This window comes from Thalassolituus oleivorans MIL-1 (assembly GCF_000355675.1).
Classification (GTDB): domain Bacteria; phylum Pseudomonadota; class Gammaproteobacteria; order Pseudomonadales; family Oceanobacteraceae; genus Thalassolituus; species Thalassolituus oleivorans.
Map to the genome: position 1 here is coordinate 1,691,548 of NC_020888.1, position 19,488 is coordinate 1,711,035.

Consider the following 19,488-nt stretch of genomic DNA (forward strand, 5'->3'; position numbering starts at 1 on the left):
CGATTTACCAGATATTAAAGTAGCGATGAACGCTAAACTGAATGGTTGTACCGGCGTCGTAATCGCTACCTAGGTTAGTACGGTCGAGTACAAAGCGGTAATCCCACTTGTTATATGTACGACCAACACCAACGCGAAACTGCCAATAATCATCTTGATGTTCTGCGCCGTAGTTGACGTTCTCATCAATTTCCAGATAACGATGTTGGGCGGTAAACAATTCAATAGAGAAGGTACCACGAGTCATGGTGTAACCGAGCTCGAGCGAGCGATGAGCATAATTACTGCCCATATAAGCATCTGAGTAGCGAGTGCCAAGCGTTAATGCATCGTTGAATAGAATACGCGCAAAGGCTTCGTTGTAATTATCCCCATCCCGATCCATGTCGCCATGAAAGGTATAGCGAGTTGCGCCTAAGTCAACGGCGAAGCGTTCGCTAAGAGGGACATAAACGCCACCAAAAGCATCAAACTCTGCTTGCACCTTGTCGCCATTACGATCAACTTGGCTACCCCAAATGCCGCCATAAAAACCGGTGTTACTGGTTGCTGTTGCACCGGCTTGTATAGCGACGTTGCCACCACTTTGACTTATGCCATCGCGCACGTATTCAGAACTTAAACCTAAGTCGGCATTGATTTCGGCATGGGTAGAAGTCGCAGAAATAGCCAAAGCGGCCGTTGCGAATAGTGTACGGATAGCAGATGCGCGGAATAAGGGCATGGTTCGGTCAGCTTTCTCGTCAAGTGGCAGTAGCGTTAATCTATGGCTACAGGCCTAGGTCACAATAAAATAAGGCGATCAGTGTAACGGATCACGAGGTCAGATCACACTACCTCCGCTAAGTTCTTAACTTTACCTAGGCCGATTCTGTTAGCGTCCAGGATACCAACGTGTGAGTGCTGCCATGTGATGATGTTGTTGAGTTAGTGCGTCCGTTGGTGCCCAGTTTGCCATCGTTGCCGTTGCCGACATCAGAAAGTCAAAAAATGTTAAATGTCGACGTAAAATTCGCTGCTGGCGATGCGGCAAGATTGGATTGAACAGGCTGTGATAGCGGAATAGGTGGCGAGGGTTCTTCTTTACCCATAGCCATGACCCCATTTCTAATGTCATCGGTAAGTAACAACCGTTAGGTTGTGAGGTGCGATAGTCGTCGTATAGATAATCCCATACATCGCCACTCGTGGTGTAGCTGTGGGCCTGCGGTTCGAATAAATAAAGGTCGTGGTGAGGGTAGGTGTATTCAAATAATTCAGTCATGGCATGTGCACTATCAATGCCGGGCCAAGGATCGACGCTTTTCGCATACGGAAACCACAGGCGATCTTTGGTACCGAATCCTGAGTGGCAATCTAGGCTCATGCAAAAAGGCTGGTCTTTTAAAGCGTGATGGATGGCATCCGTGAGTGCCTGATTTTCGGGTTCCATCGGTTTGTCGCGTTCGCCACGATACCAAGGTAGTTTTGGACTGATGCGCTGCCCACCAACTAAAAAAGGGGTACGTTGCAGTGCTTCGACTGGAGCATTGCGCATGAGATCAACCCCGTTGGGGTTAGTGCGGCTGTTATCCGCCATGCCGCCGGGATTGACGATCGGTATGATAACTAACCGAATACGATGAAGCTGCTCAATAGCAGCGGGGTCCCAGCGCAGTCGGCGGATTAAGGTCTTTAAAAACGACAATATAACCTGAGTACCGATACGTTCGACACCGTGTACACCACCTACTAAAGCCAGTACTGGAGCATCTTTGCGGGTAGACCCCATCTCGATGACATAAAAGGGAAGGTGGTCTTCGCCGTGTTGAATGTGAGCAGGAACACGGATGCGCATGTGCTGGCTGCCTTCGTCGATAAGGCGTTCGAGCTCGGTTAGCTCAGGTAATGCGGCCTTAAGACGGGAAATGCGTTGAATCACTGCAGTTTGATCCTTATCCTCGACGGGCTGAGCATGAAACTCGCCTTCGCATCGTTGGTTAACGAAGCTTATGATAGCCCGTTTGTATTGCCGCCAGTATGGCAAATCACCCGAATCAGAGAAAGTCATCCATGAGAAGTTTTCAAAGCACGCCGGTAGCCCCCCCCGAGCGTTTACGTCCGGCGTATTGGCTGAGTATTTTGTGGCCGTTTCTTATGGAGTATCGCGGGCGCTTGGTGTTAGCGGCGTTGTGTCTTGTTGCTGCTAAATTAGCCAGTGTCGGCATGCCATTTTTACTTAAGTACCAAGTCGATCACTTACAAGCCGTTAGCGAGCCGGTGTCTTGGTGGGTGGCGTTCCCTTTAACTTTGTTGGTTGCTTACGGTGCTACACGATTTTTAACGGTATTTGCTGGTGAAGTACGAGATTTGTTGTTTGGTCGCGTGACGGAACGGGCGATGCGCCGCATGGCATTAAAGGTATTTCGTCACCTGCATGGCTTAAGCTTAGCTTTTCATTTGGATCGTCAAACCGGAGCGTTACAGCGCGACATTGAACGCGGTGTTAATGGCATCAGTTTCTTACTTAGGTTTTTAATTTTTAATATTTTGCCGACCTTGCTAGAACTACTATTAGTTGTCGGTATTTTATTGGCGAATTACCCGCCAGTATTTGCTTTTATCACGTCGTTGGCGGTAACCCTGTATGTAATTTATTCCATTCGTGTAACGGAGTGGCGAACGCGCTACGTGCGTGAAGCGAATCAAATGGATTCGACCACGCATGCCCGTGCACTTGATAGTTTATTAAATTACGAAACGGTTAAGTACTTTACTGCAGAAGAACGTGAAGCAAGTGCCTACGATGAATCGCTAGCTAAGTGGGAGACCGCAAGGCGTATGAATCGTTTGTCGCTATTTACGCTAAATAGTGGTCAGGCTTTAATTATTAGTGTGGCCATGGCCGCCATGTTGATGTTCGCTGCCTATTATGTAATTGAAGGAATCATGACGCTGGGTGACTTCACCCTTGTGAATGCATTTATGTTCCAGTTGTTTTTACCGCTTAACTTTTTGGGTTTTGTGTATCGAGAAATTAAAGCGTCGATGGCGAATATCGAACGCATGATTGATTTGCTAGACGAGGAAACAGCAGTTGCTGATAGCGGGCAAGATGTCCTTAAAGTCACCCAAGGTAAAGTTGAGCTACGCGACCTCAATTTTGGTTATCGTACCGAGCGCACTATTTTAAAAGGCCTGAATTTAATCCTAGAGCCTGGCAAAACATTAGCAGTAGTGGGTGGTAGCGGTGCTGGTAAATCGACCATCACTAAACTGCTATTTCGTTTTTATGATCCGCAAGACGGTGGCATTTTTATCGACGGCCAAAATATTCGCAATGTACCGCAAAAGTCTCTACGCGAACGACTGGGTATAGTGCCCCAAGATACGGTTTTATTTAACGATACCTTACGCTACAACTTGCTTTATGCTCGGCCGGAAGCGACGGAAGCAGAGTTACTTGAAGTCGTGCGCATGGCTAGTCTTGATGGCTTGTTAAAGCTTTGCCCCGAAGGCCTAGATACTTTAGTAGGTGAACGCGGATTGAAATTATCTGGCGGTGAAAAACAACGTATTGCGATTGCTCGAATGTTATTAAAACGCCCAGATATTATGGTATTTGATGAAGCGACATCCTCGTTAGATTCCCATACCGAGCGGGCGATTATGGGTGAAATTCGCCGAGTTGCCAAAGGCCATACGGCCCTTATTATTGCCCATCGTTTATCCACGATTGTCGATGCGGATCAAATCGCTGTACTGCAAGATGGTGAAGTATTGGAACAGGGTACGCATGCCGACTTATTAGTAAGAAAAGGAGCGTATGCGAGTTTGTGGCAAGCGCAGCAAAGTCAGTCGGTAATTGTCGCAGAGCAAATAGAGGAGGGTGGCGATGCACCTGCTGATCATTGATGCGATGAATTTAATCCGTCGCGTTTATGCCGCTCTTGAGGGCGGCGAGTGGCCGGTAGAAGGCACTCGTGCTCGTTCAGTGACCATTGCAACGGCAACAGCAGAGGCTGTCGGTGCTAGTCATTGTGTCGTGGTATTTGAAGAAAAATGTGAAACATGGCGGCATACCCTCTGGCCTGATTATAAACTTGGGCGTGCGCCTATGGCTGAGACATTGCAAGCCGGTTTGCCTGAGATTCGAGCTGGCTTAACCGATGCAGGGCTCACGTGCATTGATGTCGCGGGTTGGGAGGCTGACGATATCGTCGCGAGTTTGGCCGACCGCGCTTCGGCGGGCGGGCTTGAGGTCACTATCCTATCAACTGATAAAGGTTTTTGTCAGTTGGTGACACCGCGCATTCAACTGCGCAATCATTTTGATCGCACAGCCTTCGACGTTGAAGGCGTAAAGCAAAAGTGGGGATTACCGCCTCATCAACTGGTCGATTTTTGGGCAATGACCGGCGATACCACCAATCATTTACCCGGCGTTCCTGGAATTGGCCCTAAAGGCGCAGGCAGTGTGCTAGATACTTGTGGCTCGTTAGATATGGCCTTGGCTTTTCCACAGCTATTACCAGAAAAGTTGGCTGCAACGTTGGCTCAGTATTGGCAACAGGCTCTGTTGACGCGAGTGTTAGCGACATTGCGTCGAGATGTGCCGCTGGGTATGAATTTGCATGATTTACGTTGGCGACGCGGTCAAGTTAGTTAAAATCGGCCTCTTCGTTGTTCAATTGCGGCATATTGATTAAAATCCGCGCTCACTTATCACCCTTAGGTAACTGTTTTGTCCGTCGACATCATTGTTAGAGGTTATCACCTCGATATTTATCAGCATGTAAACAACGGACGTTATCTGGAGTTTTTAGAAGAAAGTCGTTGGGATTTTCTTGGTCATCATCGTTTGGTCGAACAATTTCAAGAGCGAGATCTCGCGATTGTCGTAGCCAATATTAATATCAATTATCGCAAGCCTGCGGTTTTCGGTGATGTGTTGCGAGTATCCACATCCGTTGCAGCAATTGGCAATAAGAGCGCGAAGTTTAGCCAAGAGGTCTGGCGCTTAGAAAACGGTGAACCGAAAGATTTGGTGGTTGATGCCGTTGTTACTTTTTGTTTGTTGGATGACGCAAGCCAAAATGCTGTGGTTATTAGTGGTGATGTTCGCGCTATTTTAGAATCGTTATTGGAGATCGGCGAATGAACCTGCAAGCGGTGTTAAACGAAATCAATGAATTTCTACTTTGCCCAACGCCTGAAGCTTGGATTGAAGAAGCGCTGAAGCAGCAAGATATCTTGCTCATTGATCACGCTAACTGTGAAAAAAAAGCCGCAAATACCGCAATGACCTTACTGTATCGTCATCTTGATCGTGATGACCTGCTCAAGAAAATGAGCCAGTTAGCGCGTGAAGAGTTGCTGCACTTCGAGCAAGTGGTCGGGATCATGAAAGAGCGCGGTGTTCATTATCGCAACTTATCATCTTCGCGCTATGCCTCCAGCCTGCGCGAACAAGTGCGCAAAGGCGGAAACGGTTCGGATGAGTTGATCGACGTATTGATCATCGGTGCGCTAATCGAAGCTCGCTCGTGTGAGCGCTTTGCCTGTTTGTCACCTCATCTCGATGCGCGTTTGGCCAAGTTTTATCGTTCGTTATTGCGCTCGGAAGGGCGTCATTATCAAGATTATCTTGGTTTGGCACGACAGTATGCCAGCGCTGATATTAGTCAGCGAATCGACGAACTGCGTGCTGCAGAAAGAGACTTGATTCTAACGCCCGATACAGAGTTCCGTTTTCACAGCGGCGTACCGGCTGCGGCGTAGAAGCGTCTTTGCTTAATGCAAAAGGCTACAGGCTCGAATAATTTTGATGCAAAGCTCGGCCTCAGTGTTGTATTCCTCCTCGGAAATAACACCGGCTTTGAGGTCGCGAGCGGCTTGGGAAAGGCGCGCTTCGGCGTCCTTTAAATCAGTGAATAAGCGGTTTGCTTCTAACGCGCGAAGGGTTGTCGCTGCAGTCATGACTGGATCCTTTTTGATTATGTTTATGGGAAACACTTTTACCCTAGTTGCAGATTCTAAAGAGCGCTAGCGTGATACCCTTCTCCGCATTGCAAATATGACAAAAAGTGGTGGCTGGCTGGTTGAAACCTATGCTTAGTTGCGACTGAAAATGTTAAGGACTCAAGATGACCGATTCAGATATGCGTATTAGCGATCTCACGGCTTGGCATGATGGTGAGCTAGGTGGGTATGATCGTTCTGGTTCTGAGAGTGAGGAAGGCTTTCATTTTCTTCATGGCAACGGTTTTTGTGCTCGTACTCTTGAGCCGGTTGCAGCTTTGTTACCTAACGACCGTCGGTTATTGTTTACCGATGCACCGGGACACGGCGTTTCACATAAGCCAGATAGCATTCAGCCTGATTGGAATGCTATGGCTGCAACCATTGCTGAAAGTATCATTTCGCGCACTAGTGGTCCTTTAGTTGGGGTTGGTCACTCAATGGGGGGCGTAATGACGCTGCTAATGGCAGCGGCCCAACCTAATCTATTCACTCGTATTATCTTGCTAGACCCTGCGTTGTTTTCGTCTGAAATCCTATTAACACAGAGGTTGTTGCGCAAAACCGGTTTCTGGCAGCGAACAAAATTAGTTAAGGCAGTGCAACAGCGTCGTCGTCGCTGGCCAAGCAAGGACGAGCTGCAAAGTGATCTTGGCCGTAAGTCTTTATATCGGTCTTGGCACCCTAGTGCGCTTGATGCTTTTGTTGAGTTTGGAACATATTCTGACGGCGCTGAGCGTGTGTTGAGCTGTGATCCATTCTGGGAGGCGTCGATATTTGGGTCGTACCCTTATCAACTGTGGCATTCCGTGCGTTCAGTTAAGTGCCCGGTTTATATTCTGGTTGCTGAAAAAAGTTACCCGTTTATTAACCGCGCGGCGCGGCGTGCAGCCAGTATAAATCGTAATGTGGCTTGGTTTGAGCAGCCAGGGACGCATTGCTTTCCCATGGAAGATCCTGAGGCAACAGCGGCTTTTATCAAGCGACTGGCAATCCCTGCAAGTGGTGGCTAAAAGCAATTGTCAATTCGTTGTTTTAAAATCTTTGTCAAACTCAACTGGGTAGGCTATTGTGGCTTTACCATTGGTTTTATGAGTAAGACGAGTAGGAATTTATGAACATGGAGATTCAGGCAGCGTTAGATGTTGCCGATGAAACTGATTCATTTCTTCAGATCACTGATGTCATTTATGACAAAGAATCTGAGATGGGATATGACTCACTGACAGAAGCGGAAAAAACCGTTTATTGCATCGATCAGCTATTGAGTGAAATGGAGAACGGCGGTTTCGTTCAATTCATTCATCACGAAGCCGGTGCTAGAGCTGAAGAAACGCTAGAATCACTTGAGCGAATCAAAGCTAAAGAGACCAGTATTTTACTGGATCGACTTCTTGATATGTTTGAAGATCGCCAAGTACCTACCGATGAAGATGAGCGCGTCGATTTGTTTGATCAAATCGAAAGCGAACATGCTGATGAAATCGCAGAACTAGACGATCGCTTCTATGATTCCGGTGAAAATCTCGTTGAGCTGACACTCTTATTTGTTCAGAAAAATCTAAAAGATTTTCGCTGAGCAATAATGTGCGTTCCTATTGCATCCAGTGTTTGCGATGCGATAGGACGTTATGAGTCACTATCCAAGAGAATCATTCTGCTAAAACTAGCAATTATGGGTTAGTTTGGCGTCTTTTCGGCCATTCCCTAGGATGACAGTCGTGCTACCATTACGTCAGGCTGGCTTAGCGCTTATCCTTTCGTTGATATTTGCCACCTTGCAATTGCTATTTTCACATGACTTATTGAATTTAAAGGATGCGTTATGGTCTCTTATTCCTGTCTTGTACGCTGGCTGTTAGGTGTTGTACTTTCCATTCTTATTATCTCTGGTGCTCAGGCTCTGAAAGTAGAAGGTATCAATATTGAAAATGAGTTGCCGTTGCTAGAGACGCCATTGGTACTCAAAGGTGCCGGAGTTCGTACTAAGTTTTTCTATCATCTTTATGTGTGTGCTTTGTATCTTCCAGAAGATACCGCTGCGGATGAAGACTTAGATATATTGGTCTACTTGTCCGCAGATAAGCCTCTGGCCATGCGTATTTATATCATTTCCGATATGATTACGGCAGATCGCTTTGCGGACGCGGCTCATGAAGGTTTTGTACAAGCGACTCATGGCAATACGGCACCGATACAAAACGAAATAGAAACAATGGTTGGCGCATTTCGAACGACTTTGCAAAATCATGATGTTTTTGATTTGGTATACGACCCAGAGCGTGGAGTTGTAATTTATCGCAACTCCGAAGAGCAGGCAGTTGTACCTGGTGCAGAGTTTAAGAAAGCTATGTTCGCAATCTGGCTGGGTGACGACCCGGTTCAAAGCAAGTTAAAGCGTGACATGTTGGGTGACAACTAACGCGAATGTTGAGTTCAGCACATGCTGAACTCTGACTATTATTTAATGGTGATATTAAGCAAATGGATCTGCTAATAAATGGCAAAGGAAAGGGTTGAATGCGCAATAAAGGCATGAATTCTGCTGTTCAGTTTAATCAGTTTTTACCTAGTCCCATCCCTGTGTTGGTCGTTGATGACGATCAGTCCGTTCTTGATGTTACTCGACTAGTTCTATCTCGCTTTCGATTTGAAGGCATTCCAATATCCGTTATAGAGGCCAGCAGTGCCGCTGCAGCACGGCAAATATTAGCGGCGCGTGAAGATATCGCCGTCATTCTATTGGATGTCGTAATGGAGCAGGATGATGCTGGACTCGTACTAGTTGAACATATTCGTAAGGTTAGTAATAACCAGAGAATTCGAATTATTTTGCGTACAGGACAAGCTGGATTTGCTCCTGAGTATCGTGTTGTCCAAAACTACGACATCAATGATTACCTTGCGAAAAGCGATTCTACGCAAGAGCGTTTATTCGTGTCTCTGACCACCGCTTTACGCGGTTATAGGGATATTTTAACCGCGGAGTATTTTGCTGGACGAGTCGTTCAAGTTGAGCAAGAACGTGAAGTAGCGGCTAAAGCATCACAAGCTAAAACTCAGTTTCTCGCCCATATGAGCCATGAGATCCGTAATCCGCTTTCAGGAATTATTGGTATTGTTGAGTTGCTCGAAGGCGATAGTGATACTGAGGCTAAAGCATCGTTACTCAAAGATCTCAGTTTTACTGTGCAGGCGTTACTTGCAGTTGTTGATGATGTATTAGATGTTGCAAAAATCGAAGCGGGCAAGCTGCAACTGCATGAAGAAGGATTCAATATTCGTGATTGGTTACAGCGCAGTATGGCGATATTTTCGGCCAATATGCAGCGTAAAGAAATAGAATTTACGCACATTGTTGCTGACGAGGTTCCTGACCTATTGATTGGCGACGCGGCCCGTATTCAACAGATACTGATTAACTTTTTAAGTAATGCTTACAAATTCACTAATCGTGGTGGCATGGTTAATGTCAGTGTATCTGGTTGCAAAGCTGAGGAACGGTTTCTACTGCGTATTTGCGTAGAAGACGATGGTGCAGGAATAGAGTCGAATCGTTTAGGCGAAATTTTTAATGCCTACGAGCAAGGGAGCTCCTCGACGTCTAAAAACTATGGCGGTACTGGCCTAGGCCTAAGTTTATGCCGTAATCTTGCCGAGGTAATGCACGGCTCTGTTGGTGTTGTGAGTGAGCCCGAGCGAGGCAGTCGTTTTTGGGTGGAAATTCCTTTATCGGTTGTTAATGTTACTCCAGCTCAAGCCGCTGAGGTTGTCGATACAAAAGGTCTAACGGTTGTCGTTTGCGAAGACGACGCGACCAATCAGAAGATATTGCGGGTCATTCTAACTCGACAAGGAATGACCCCTCATATTTTTGATAATGGTCAAGATATGCTAGATAGCGGTGCGTGGCGTGAGGCTGATGTTATTTTAATGGATTGCCATATGCCCGTGTTAGGCGGTATTGAAACCACTGAATTATTACGTGAAATGGGGTGCAGTCTTCCAATTTTAGCGTTAACTGCAGGTGTTTCTGATAGTGAGCGACAGCGTTGTTTCGATGCCGGAATGGATAGCGTGTTGGCTAAGCCTGTCGACTTCCGGCTGCTGGATGAGCGTCTAAGAGCTCACGCGCGCTTGGGGCGTAAGTTAGAACAATAAAAAAGCGCTCAGTGAGCGCTTTTTTATTGTTAGTGCTTTCTGGTTTTAATCGTTATCCGATTTTTTATCACTCATTTTGGCAATGGCTTCAAGGCGTCCAATGATTTCACCATTGACCGTACCTTGCGGGAATCCACCATCTTTATTTACTTCTCCAGCCTCACGATGCATTAATATTTCAATGGCTTGATCAACATGTTTAACGCAGTGAATTGCAAATTTTCCTGCTTCAACAGCAGCAACCACTTCGTCGTTAAGAATCAAATTTCTGCGATTAGAATAAGGGATAATAACGCCCTGTTTACCAGTCAATCCGCGCGCTGAACACAAGCGGAAGAAACCTTCAATTTTTTCGTTTACACCGCCAATGGCTTGAACTTCCCCGTATTGGTTAACTGAGCCTGTGATGGCGAAGCTTTGGTCAATTGGCGTTTGGATCAAGGCTGAAATCAAACACACTAATTCACCCAGAGAGGCGCTGTCGCCATCAATATAGCCGTAGGATTGCTCCATAGCGATATGAGCCGATATGGCCAGAGGAAATTTTTGCGCATAGCGATTACCTAAAAAGCCGCTGAGAATCATCACGCCTTTGGAGTGAATCGCTTGGCCGAGGGATACCTCGCGTTCAATATCGACAACGCCTTTGCTGCCTGGGTACACGGTACAAGTGATGCGGGCTGGCGAACCAAAGCTGGTATCACCAAGAGACATTACGGTAAGACCATTTATTTTACCGATGGCTTCGCCGCTGGTTTCTAATAGAACGGTTCCGTCGAGCATTTGCTCAAAAAGTTTGTCGTATACGCGCCCTGTACGTTCTTGTTTTGCGGCGAGTGCGCGGTCAATATGAATCGGTTGGATTAATTCATCTTTAGCCATTAGGCGAATAAAATTCGCTTCAGCCAATAAATCAAACTGTTCACCAACACGCGCGCTTAATACGTCTTGTTGCTCTGCTAAGCGGGCACTGTAACGCACCATGCGTACCACTGCGGCACGATCTAAATCGCTATAACCTTGTTCTTCGACGCGGCTTTTTAACAGTTGCGAATAAGCCACTAAATGATCTTCAGTTAGTGTGATGTCGTTATCGAAATCGACGACAGCACGAAACAAGCGCTTAAAGTCTTCGTCGTATTCCTGAAGTAGGTAATAGATATTGCGCGAGCCAATTAACACCAGTTTAAATTCGAGAGGAATAACCGCAGGTAGTAGTGAGGTTGTATTTAAAATGCCCATTTCAGAATAGGGCGAGTCCATTTTTAGCTCGTGTGATTGCAGTGCTCGTTTTAGTGCTTCCCATACTAACGGTTCGCCTAATACTTTATCGGCATCAAGCATTAAATAACCGCCATTCGCCTTATGTAAGGCACCGGGACAAACACGTTGGTAGTTGGTGACCAGCGCGCCTTGTTCACTGGCATATTCAATGCGACCAAACAAATTGGCGTAGCTTGGGTGCGGCTCATAAATAACAGGAGCGCCGCTATCTGGGTTGTGATGTGTTGCAATGTTCGGTAATAGGGATTCTTCTAAGCTGCTGCGCTTTGCGTATTCTTCACGCAAATCCATAATGCGCTCTTCGACTAATTCCTCCAATACTAAGCTTGGTAGGTATTCTTCCATTTCATTGAGATACTCCATCACAGGTTCGTGGCTAGCAAAATCTTTACGGATATGAGCCAACAGGGGAGTAATCGCATCGCGAATGGTTTCTTGGTTTAAACTGCGTAATTCATTACTGCTTTCGCGTTTCCATTGCGGTAATTCCGACAATTGATCGCTGAGCATTTGCTCTAATTCGGCAATATCATTATGGAAGGTTTCGCGCTCTTCTTCGCTGAGTTGTGCAAATTCGGTTTCATCCAGAGCCTTGCCTTCGCGCATTGGTGTAAAGCTAATAGCATTGGAATCTCGATAAACCGCAACTCCCCGTTTATGTGCTTCACGTTCGACAGATTCGATGGCTTTGTCGTAACGACGATTAAATACGTAGTCAATTGCTGATTTTTTTTGTTGATAGGCAGGGTGTTCTAGCGCAGCCGGAAATGTGGCTAGTAATTGATCAATTAATTCATTGATCAGTTTGCGAAATTCGCTCGCTTCATTCGGTAATAACGCCAGTGCTCTTGGTTCGCGCGGATTTTTAAAGTTGTTCATGTAACACCAGATATCCGGTGTCGGCTGACGCTTGGCTTCGCTCTTTAAATAATCGCGGACATAGGATGAACGGCCTGTGCCCGTGTCGCCCATGACGAAAATATTATAGCCAGGTCGTTGCATGGCAACGCCGAATTGAATGGCGTTAACAGCTCGATCTTGGCCGAGTACCCCATGAAAGGTTTCTAGATTGGCGGTTGTTTCGAAGTTAAGTGCGTTGATGTCGATGTGTTGGGTAACTTGTGCGGCAGTTAATTGCGTATTTTTTGTCATGTATTTGCTGATTCTTTTGAAACTATGCCTTAACAGTATTGCGCCGATTTGTAATTGGCAAGACTAAACCTGTCACTTAGCGTTGCTTTTCATTTCTTGCTGGCGATAATTGCCGCGTTTTTGCTAAGAGGAGTGCGGATGTCTATTCAACCTGAAGACAGAACCACCATGGATCTGTTTTCGCCTAGCCGACCAGGCAGGCCTAGAAGTAACCCGTACGATAGGGTGCAGCAGTCGCGGTATAACAAGCGCTCGCAGCGTATGCGTGATAAGCAATCTGGCTTTCACCGCTTAGAAGTGAAATTGCAGGCTGATGTTGTTGCCAGAGTTGACGAAGCCGCAGAAGAGCTTGGGCTTGCACGAGCGGATATTATCAATGAAGCGCTGCGCCAATGGCTGCACATGTAACTAATTTGCTGTTATAGGCTTTCATAACTACTTGATTTCAATGTGAGTTTTGGATACTGTACCGGCCTCTTGAGCTAGCTCAAGACGTTATGGTGGCCTCTGCCGGTCCCCTCGCAACGATACACCGCGAACCCCGCCAGGCCCGGAAGGGAGCAACGGTAGCGGTTATCTCGTGTGCCGGGGTGTGGCTGGTAGAGGTCATCTCCAAATTCCCCTGACTTTCCCTGCTCTACAAGGTATTATGCGACCTATCGGTCAACCTTGGGTTTTAAAATTTCAATGAGTTATCAGGTACTTGCGCGTAAATGGCGACCACGTTTCTTTGACGAAATGGTGGGTCAAGAGCACGTGCTAAGAGCACTCATCAATGCCTTAAACGAAGGCCGCCTACACCATGCCTATCTATTTACAGGCACCCGTGGTGTTGGCAAAACTACCATTGCTCGAATTCTTGCTAAATGTCTGAACTGCGAAGAAGGCGTTAGTGCCCGACCTTGCGGTGTTTGCGGTTCTTGTAAAGAAATTGCAGAAGGCCGATTTGTCGATCTTATAGAAGTGGATGCTGCTTCTCGCACCCGCGTTGAAGACACTCGCGAACTGCTTGATAACGTTCAGTACGCACCAACCCGTGGTCGCTTTAAGGTCTACCTGATCGACGAAGTGCACATGCTTTCTTCGCACAGTTTTAATGCTTTGCTGAAAACTCTAGAAGAGCCACCAGCGCACGTTAAATTTTTGTTAGCAACTACAGATCCGCAAAAATTGCCGGTGACTATTCTGTCGCGTTGTTTACAGTTCAGCCTCAAAAATATGACACCTGAGCGGATAGTTGAATATCTCGCACGGGTGCTAGACGCAGAGAAGTTTCAATACGAAGAACCTGCTCTGTGGTCGCTAGGACGTGCCGCTCAGGGCAGTATGCGCGATGCCTTAAGCCTAACCGATCAAGCTATTGCCTATGGCGAGGGTATTGTTGGCGAAGAGCAGGTCAACGCTATGTTAGGCACCATGGATCGCGGTCGTCTGTTTAAGATGGCGGAGGTTATGGCAAAAGCGAACGCTGCTGAGGTTATGAGTGAAGTGGCCGCAATGGCGGAACACGGACCTGATTTCGATGAAGTGTTGCAGGGGTTGTTGCATATTTGGCACCGTGCCGCTTTAGCGCAAGTGGTGCCAGATGCTATCGAGAACTCACAAGGTGATCGTGATGCTATATTGAAGCTTGGTATGGCTATGCAGCCAGAAGATTTACAGCTGTATTATCAGATTGCCCTCCAGGGTCGAAAAGATTTAGCCATGGCACCAGAGCCGCGCCAAGGTTTTGAGATGGTATTGCTGCGCATGCTGGCTTTCCGGCCTGCGCCAGATGTGGTTCCAGAACTCGATTTAGTCAGTGCCCTACAAGTGGCAACTGAAAAAAAAAAGACCCTAACGTCACAGCCTGATGTACTCAGTGCAGCTGGTACGGCTAACGAAGCTGAGACTATTCCTGTAGCAGCCGACACCGTTAGTCGATTAGAGCCCTCCGTACCAATTGTGTCTGAAGCAGCAACGGTCGTTGTGGAAGAGGCAGTGCAGGTAGAACAACCTGTGAGTGTTGAGTCTGATGCGATTCCCCCTCTGGCAAATTCATCCGACCGTTTTGATGATGTGCCAGCATTTTCTAGCGAGCCTGCATCTAACGTTTCAGCTAATAGCCTTGATGGCGTCACACCCGAAGACAGCATAGGTGTGCCTTGGGATAATCCATCGCAAGAAGCGGGGTCAGAAAATAAACCAATTGCGCGCGGTATGGCGACCTCGTTGATGGATACGCCTGCCACTTCTGTCGCCTCGGCTATACCGGTAGCGGAGCAGCGCGGTACAATGGTTGCAACTGATACGGTATCTGTCGACACGGTTGAGCAAAGCGAACTGCCCGAATTACAGCCGCATACGTGGTGGCAATGGGTCGACCGTCTCAAGCTTGCGGGATTACCGATGGCAATCGCACGCAACAGTGCTTTAGTACAAATTGCTGACGGCGTGCTGCGTTTTGATGTCGATCCGGCGCAAGGGGCATTATTTAATGAATCTCAGCGCCTACGAATCCAAGATGCACTCAGTGCATTGATTGCTGATGTGCGTATTGAGATGGAGTTGGTTTCACCGCGAGGCGAGACTCCAGAGCAAAGACGTCAGCGCCTGCATGCTGAATCATTTTATGCGGCGAAGCAGGCGATTGAATCCGACCCTGTGGTCAATCATATTTTGTCGGAAATGGGTGGTGCAGTTGTTGAAGAAACCATCCGTCCGGTTAGTTAATTAATCGATTGTTAGGAGAATTGTATGATTAAAGGTGGAATGGGCAACCTAATGAAGCAAGCCCAAAAGATGCAAGAGCAGATGCAAAAAGCTCAAGCAGAATTGGCCGAAGCCGAAGTTACCGGTGAGTCTGGTGCCGGCTTAGTGAAAGTGACAATGAATGGTCGCCATGATGTTAAGCGCGTTGAGTTAGACGACTCCATCATGAGTGAAGATAAAGAGCTGTTAGAAGATTTACTAGCTGCTGCTGTCAATGCTGCAGTACGTAAAATAGAACAAAACAATCAAGAGCAGATGTCGAAGATGACTGCTGGAATGGGTCTACCGCCAGGTATGAAGCTGCCATTCTAAGATCAGAGCCGACGCGTTATTTATGAAGTTGCCAGCGGAATACAAAGCTCTAGTCAGCGCCTTCGATTCTCTTCCGGGAATTGGCGAACGAGCGGCAGGCAGAATGGCGCGCTGGGCTTTAAACCGAGCCGGTGGTGATGAGCTTGCGCAGGCTTTGCAGTCGGCATTGCTGAGCATCCGCCCTTGCGAACGTTGCCAGATATACATATCCGAAGATCATTGTTCGGTGTGTGATGATCTCGCGCGGGGGCATGAATGGCTGGCGGTTGTTGCTGAGTTGGAGCAGGCGCAAATACTTTGTGATCTGGGTTATTCGGGACAATTATTTGTTTTGCACGGCGTGCTATCGCCTGTCGCTGGTGTTGGGCCTTCGCAACTACCGTTGGCTGCCTTGCAACAGCGCGTAAGTAGCATAAAACCGAACACAGTATATTTGCTGTTAACCGGCTCTGTTGAAGGAGATGTTACCGCACAATATCTACAGCGTTTTTTATTGGATTCTCATACGTTAATGCAGTCGTTTAGCGATTTCATAGCGCAACCGATGATTGGAGGGGCTAAATGAGCCGCCTTGATATACCGGAGCCACTGTGGATTGCAGATCACGACGCTCTGACTGATGCCTGTCGACAATGGCTGACAGAAGACTACCTAGCCGTTGATACCGAATTTGTAAGAACGACGACGTTTTATCCGCAAGCAGGTTTAATTCAAATAGCGGGAGAGAAGGGTTGTTACCTTATTGACCCTTTATTGATCAAGGATTGGACCCCGTTTGTTGAGGTATTGCAGGCGCCTACTGTACTGAAAGTATTTCACGCGTGCGCCGAAGATTTAGAAGTTTGTCGACGTTTGACCGGCGTTATTCCGCGCCCATTGGCGGACAGTCAACTAGGCATAGCACTAGCGGGGCATGGGGGCTCTATGGGCTTCCAGCGCGCAGTGATGGCGTTGCTAGAGATTGATCTACCCAAAGAAGAAACGCGCTCCAACTGGTTGCATCGTCCTCTGCGTCCAGAGCAAGTAGATTATGCGGTGGCAGATGTTCATTACTTGTATCAGTTGTACCCTGTATTGCGTCAGCAGTTGCGAGATCTCGGGCGAGAAGAGTGGCTAGCGGAAGATTGTACGCGTTTACTCGACGCATCTGATCAGATTGATGATTCGTATCTAGCCTTGTATCGCAAGGTTAAGTTGGCTTGGAAGTTGCGCCCGCAAGAGCAATATATATTGCAGCAACTGACTGTATGGCGCGAACAAGAAGCACGTAATCGTGATGTTCCACGAAATAAGGTTGTCGATGATAATTCACTGTGGAATATCGCGCGTTTTAAGGCTAAAAATCGCGATCAATTGGTGAAGGCAGGTGTTAAGCCGCCGATCGTTCGTGACGCTGGCAATATTTTGTTGAAAATTGTCGAAACGGCGATGACCAAAGATGAGGCCTTTTGGCCAGAGCAGCTTGATCGTCCCTTATCTCCGATCGCCGCGCAATCGATGAAAGATCTAAAAGATGCCGTGACGCTCACGGCCGAGCAGCTCAATATACCAACTGAGCTGTTGGCTAATAAACGCGCACTTGAATTTGTAGTGCGCTCTGGGTATCACGACGGTCAATACCAGCTTCCCGAAGTGCTAAGTGGGTGGCGTAAGGATGTAATTGGCCAAACTTTATTGTTAATGATGACGCAGGGTGTAGCTGCGAGCAAAGTGGAAAAAAGCAATCATGAGTAAAATTTTGTGCGACGTCTTCAAGACAAAAAAGAAAGACGAAATGTATCTATACGTCACGCGTAAAGATGCATTTACTCGCGTACCTGAAGGGTTAATGACCATGTTTGGCAAGCCAGAGTTAGCAATGACCATGATCTTAACTCCAGAAAAATCGCTTGGCCGAGCGGATACAGAAAAAGTGTTAGCAGCGCTCGAAGAAAAGGGGTACTACTTGCAAATGCCACCGGCAAAAGAACCTTACATGCTCGATCTATTTTGCAAAATTGATAAAGAATGAGCCATCAACCTTTTTGGGAGCGCAAGACGCTGGGTGAAATGACGTCTTCTGAATGGGAGTCGTTGTGCGATGGTTGTGCGCTGTGCTGCCTACATAAGCTCGAGGACGATGAAACCGGCGAGGTATATTACACCGATGTTCATTGCCGTTATTTAGATACGAACAATTGCCAATGCACAGAATACCAGCAACGCAATACGCTCGTGCCTAGTTGCGTTTGGTTAACACCGGATCAAGCTCAGACTTTTTTTTGGCTGCCAGAAACCTGCGCCTACCGTTTACTGGCGGAAAAAAAGCCGTTGTATGATTGGCATCCTCTGATTTCAGGTACGAAAGAGTCGGTACATGAAGCTGGAATTTCGATGCGCAACAAGGGCATAGCCGACAATTTAATTGACGAAGACGATTGGCAAGATCGCATCATATGGAAAGCATAACGTGGATAGTGTAATAACGTATGGCCAATTTTGGCTGTTGTATTTAGTTTCAGCGCTAGTGGCGTATTGGTGCTGGGGAAAATTACTTTTTTGGGTGAAAACGCCGGGTGTCGGCTACTACTTATTCAGTTTGATCGGTGCGGTGCTTATCTTTACGCCGGTTCCTATTGAACAGGGTTCTATGTATTGGGCGCCAGGTTTTCTTGTGGTTGCCTTTACGTTTTTAATCAGTGGGCCAGAGTCTATTAACTACTGCATTCCGTGGTTTGCAGCCGCATTGGCTATTGGTGCTGTCGTGTTGGGGGTGGGCTTATTGGTTTCTCTTATCCGCATGAAAGATGTCAGCGACGACTCAGAAGCTGGAGTATAGTCGTTTTTATCTGAAACGACGCCTGTAGTGGCGTCGTTAGTCTAGGCGGTAAATCCTATCTTTCGGCCGCCAATTTCTTCTTGTTTATTTCATCAATCTCTCTGATTTTCTTTCTTTTTTACTGCTCGCTTGTTTAATAAATGATCGGTTAACTGATTTATTTATTACTTTTCTGGCTAACCAGTAAAACTTTGCTAGTTTTATTTAGGCAGGTGTTGTTGATTTCATGGCGTATCGCGTCTGAATTTCCGATACCGCACTAACGTAAATATCTATCAGGGGAGCTGTTCATAGGATTTGGGGCGTTACCGAATCAATGAACGAGAGGTTGGGACCATGGCAAATCATATATTTATTCTCGCAACGGTTATGCTGTTGGCTGGTATTTTCGGCGGCTTAGTAAACTATTACCTGTACGGTGACAAAGATCCTGACGCGGCAAGCTTGCCACGCTTTTTAGTGGTTGGGGTTGGTGCATCTTTCCTAGTGCCAGTGGTGCTGGATATGGTCAATAGCGAATTGGTTTTAGAGAGTCAGGGTGATCCGTCACAGTTGCTCATCTTTACCGGTTTCTGTTTGGTGTCAGCACTTTTGAGTCGATTCTTTATCGATAACATGTCCGATCGTATTTTGAACGAAGCGCACAGTGCGCGTCAGCGTTCAGAAGAGGTTGAACAAAATCTTCGTATTATTCAAAGCGAATTATTACCTTTGATTGATACCGAAACCGAACATGATACCGCGAGTTTAGATCCGCAAATTACTCAAGCCAGTACCGACTTGGATATTACCTCAGGGCAAGTGTTGAAAATCCTATCTAACGGTCGTTTTATTTTCCGTTCGTTGGCGGGTGTTTGCCGTGAAGCTAACCAAGAGGAGGTTACTGTATTAAAAACCTTGCAGGTGCTTACTTCGCGTAGCTTGGCAGGTAAGGTGAGTGGAAAAGATGGTGTGCGTTGGCACATTACAGAGAAAGGTCGTCGTGTACTTGAGACCAGTCTCTAATTTAA

Annotated in this window: 21 protein-coding genes and 1 other RNA gene; 18 read left to right on the forward strand and 4 right to left on the reverse strand. The window is 46.9% G+C overall.

What is annotated here, in order from left to right:
* Positions 1-4: 4 nt before the first annotated feature.
* Both TOL_RS07560 and TOL_RS07565 read right to left on the reverse strand, forming a co-directional pair.
* On the reverse strand, positions 5-724 hold the full coding sequence (locus TOL_RS07560; RefSeq protein WP_015486727.1) for a TorF family putative porin: 720 nt from the start codon (positions 722-724) through the stop codon (positions 5-7).
* 150 nt (positions 725-874) lie between these two features.
* A complete protein-coding gene (locus tag TOL_RS07565) occupies positions 875-1,921 on the reverse strand; it encodes a M14 family metallopeptidase (protein WP_015486728.1) in 1,047 nt (348 codons plus the stop codon).
* A 131-nt stretch (positions 1,922-2,052) separates the two neighbouring features.
* On the opposite strand from TOL_RS07565, the gene TOL_RS07570 reads away from it, so the two are divergent.
* The 4 genes from TOL_RS07570 (at position 2,053) to TOL_RS07585 (ending at position 5,760) form a co-directional block, all read left to right on the forward strand.
* The gene (locus TOL_RS07570) at positions 2,053-3,894 is read left to right on the forward strand and encodes an ABCB family ABC transporter ATP-binding protein/permease (RefSeq protein ID WP_015486729.1); all 1,842 of its coding nucleotides are present in this window, start codon (positions 2,053-2,055) and stop codon (positions 3,892-3,894) included.
* The gene (locus tag TOL_RS07575; protein WP_015486730.1) at positions 3,875-4,648 is read left to right on the forward strand and encodes a 5'-3' exonuclease H3TH domain-containing protein; all 774 of its coding nucleotides are present in this window, start codon (positions 3,875-3,877) and stop codon (positions 4,646-4,648) included. Before TOL_RS07570 ends, TOL_RS07575 begins: the two co-directional genes overlap by 20 nt.
* A 75-nt stretch (positions 4,649-4,723) precedes the next feature.
* The gene (locus TOL_RS07580) at positions 4,724-5,140 is read left to right on the forward strand and encodes an acyl-CoA thioesterase (protein WP_015486731.1); all 417 of its coding nucleotides are present in this window, start codon (positions 4,724-4,726) and stop codon (positions 5,138-5,140) included.
* Positions 5,137-5,760: a MiaE family protein gene (locus TOL_RS07585; protein ID WP_015486732.1), complete on the forward strand. Its 624-nt coding sequence runs from the start codon at positions 5,137-5,139 to the stop codon at positions 5,758-5,760. Before TOL_RS07580 ends, TOL_RS07585 begins: the two co-directional genes overlap by 4 nt.
* A gap of 12 nt (positions 5,761-5,772) precedes the next feature.
* Here the strand turns inward: TOL_RS07585 and TOL_RS07590 are convergent, their stop codons facing one another.
* Positions 5,773-5,958 carry a hypothetical protein gene (locus TOL_RS07590; RefSeq protein WP_015486733.1) on the reverse strand — a complete coding sequence of 62 codons (186 nt, stop codon included), beginning with the start codon at positions 5,956-5,958 and terminating at the stop codon, positions 5,773-5,775.
* A 167-nt stretch (positions 5,959-6,125) separates the two neighbouring features.
* On the opposite strand from TOL_RS07590, the gene TOL_RS07595 reads away from it, so the two are divergent.
* The 4 genes from TOL_RS07595 (at position 6,126) to TOL_RS07610 (ending at position 10,161) form a co-directional block, all read left to right on the forward strand.
* Positions 6,126-7,013 carry an alpha/beta fold hydrolase gene (locus TOL_RS07595; protein WP_015486734.1) on the forward strand — a complete coding sequence of 296 codons (888 nt, stop codon included), beginning with the start codon at positions 6,126-6,128 and terminating at the stop codon, positions 7,011-7,013.
* Between the two features lie 101 nt (positions 7,014-7,114).
* Positions 7,115-7,579, forward strand: a complete 465-nt coding sequence (locus tag TOL_RS07600) for a DMP19 family protein (protein ID WP_015486735.1) — start codon at positions 7,115-7,117, stop codon at positions 7,577-7,579.
* 246 nt (positions 7,580-7,825) lie between these two features.
* Positions 7,826-8,422, forward strand: coding sequence for a chalcone isomerase family protein (locus TOL_RS07605; RefSeq protein WP_015486737.1), 597 nt, complete (start codon positions 7,826-7,828; stop codon positions 8,420-8,422).
* Between the two features lie 98 nt (positions 8,423-8,520).
* On the forward strand, positions 8,521-10,161 hold the full coding sequence (locus tag TOL_RS07610) for an ATP-binding response regulator (protein WP_015486738.1): 1,641 nt from the start codon (positions 8,521-8,523) through the stop codon (positions 10,159-10,161).
* Positions 10,162-10,206: 45 nt separating this feature from the next.
* On the opposite strand, the gene TOL_RS07615 is transcribed toward TOL_RS07610, so the two are convergent.
* Complete coding sequence (locus TOL_RS07615) at positions 10,207-12,597, reverse strand: Lon protease family protein (protein WP_015486739.1); 2,391 nt, start codon at positions 12,595-12,597, stop codon at positions 10,207-10,209.
* Positions 12,598-12,735: 138 nt separating this feature from the next.
* On the opposite strand from TOL_RS07615, the gene ybfE reads away from it, so the two are divergent.
* The 10 genes from ybfE to TOL_RS07660 all read left to right on the forward strand — a co-directional run bounded on the left by ybfE (position 12,736) and on the right by TOL_RS07660 (position 19,483).
* On the forward strand, positions 12,736-13,005 hold the full coding sequence (gene ybfE, locus TOL_RS07620; protein WP_015486740.1) for a LexA regulated protein: 270 nt from the start codon (positions 12,736-12,738) through the stop codon (positions 13,003-13,005).
* A 100-nt stretch (positions 13,006-13,105) separates the two neighbouring features.
* An RNA gene (gene ffs / locus TOL_RS18600) (signal recognition particle sRNA small type) lies at positions 13,106-13,202 on the forward strand.
* A gap of 82 nt (positions 13,203-13,284) precedes the next feature.
* On the forward strand, positions 13,285-15,309 hold the full coding sequence (gene dnaX, locus TOL_RS07625) for a DNA polymerase III subunit gamma/tau (RefSeq protein WP_015486741.1): 2,025 nt from the start codon (positions 13,285-13,287) through the stop codon (positions 15,307-15,309).
* Positions 15,310-15,333: 24 nt separating this feature from the next.
* A complete protein-coding gene (locus TOL_RS07630) occupies positions 15,334-15,660 on the forward strand; it encodes a YbaB/EbfC family nucleoid-associated protein (protein WP_015486742.1) in 327 nt (108 codons plus the stop codon).
* A gap of 22 nt (positions 15,661-15,682) precedes the next feature.
* Positions 15,683-16,225, forward strand: coding sequence for a toprim domain-containing protein (locus TOL_RS07635; RefSeq protein ID WP_015486743.1), 543 nt, complete (start codon positions 15,683-15,685; stop codon positions 16,223-16,225).
* On the forward strand, positions 16,222-17,394 hold the full coding sequence (gene rnd / locus TOL_RS07640; RefSeq protein ID WP_015486744.1) for a ribonuclease D: 1,173 nt from the start codon (positions 16,222-16,224) through the stop codon (positions 17,392-17,394). Before TOL_RS07635 ends, rnd begins: the two co-directional genes overlap by 4 nt.
* Positions 17,387-17,671, forward strand: coding sequence for a YcgL domain-containing protein (locus TOL_RS07645; RefSeq protein WP_015486745.1), 285 nt, complete (start codon positions 17,387-17,389; stop codon positions 17,669-17,671). The genes rnd and TOL_RS07645 overlap by 8 nt, the downstream gene beginning before the upstream one ends.
* Entirely contained in the window at positions 17,668-18,108 is a 441-nt protein-coding gene (locus TOL_RS07650) for a YcgN family cysteine cluster protein (protein ID WP_015486746.1), read from the forward strand. The genes TOL_RS07645 and TOL_RS07650 overlap by 4 nt, the downstream gene beginning before the upstream one ends.
* 1 nt (position 18,109) lies before the next feature.
* Positions 18,110-18,478 carry a hypothetical protein gene (locus TOL_RS07655; protein WP_015486747.1) on the forward strand — a complete coding sequence of 123 codons (369 nt, stop codon included), beginning with the start codon at positions 18,110-18,112 and terminating at the stop codon, positions 18,476-18,478.
* Between the two features lie 336 nt (positions 18,479-18,814).
* Positions 18,815-19,483 (forward strand): YEATS-associated helix-containing protein, encoded by a 669-nt coding sequence (locus tag TOL_RS07660; protein ID WP_015486748.1) that lies wholly within the window; start codon positions 18,815-18,817, stop codon positions 19,481-19,483.
* Positions 19,484-19,488: the final 5 nt, after the last annotated feature.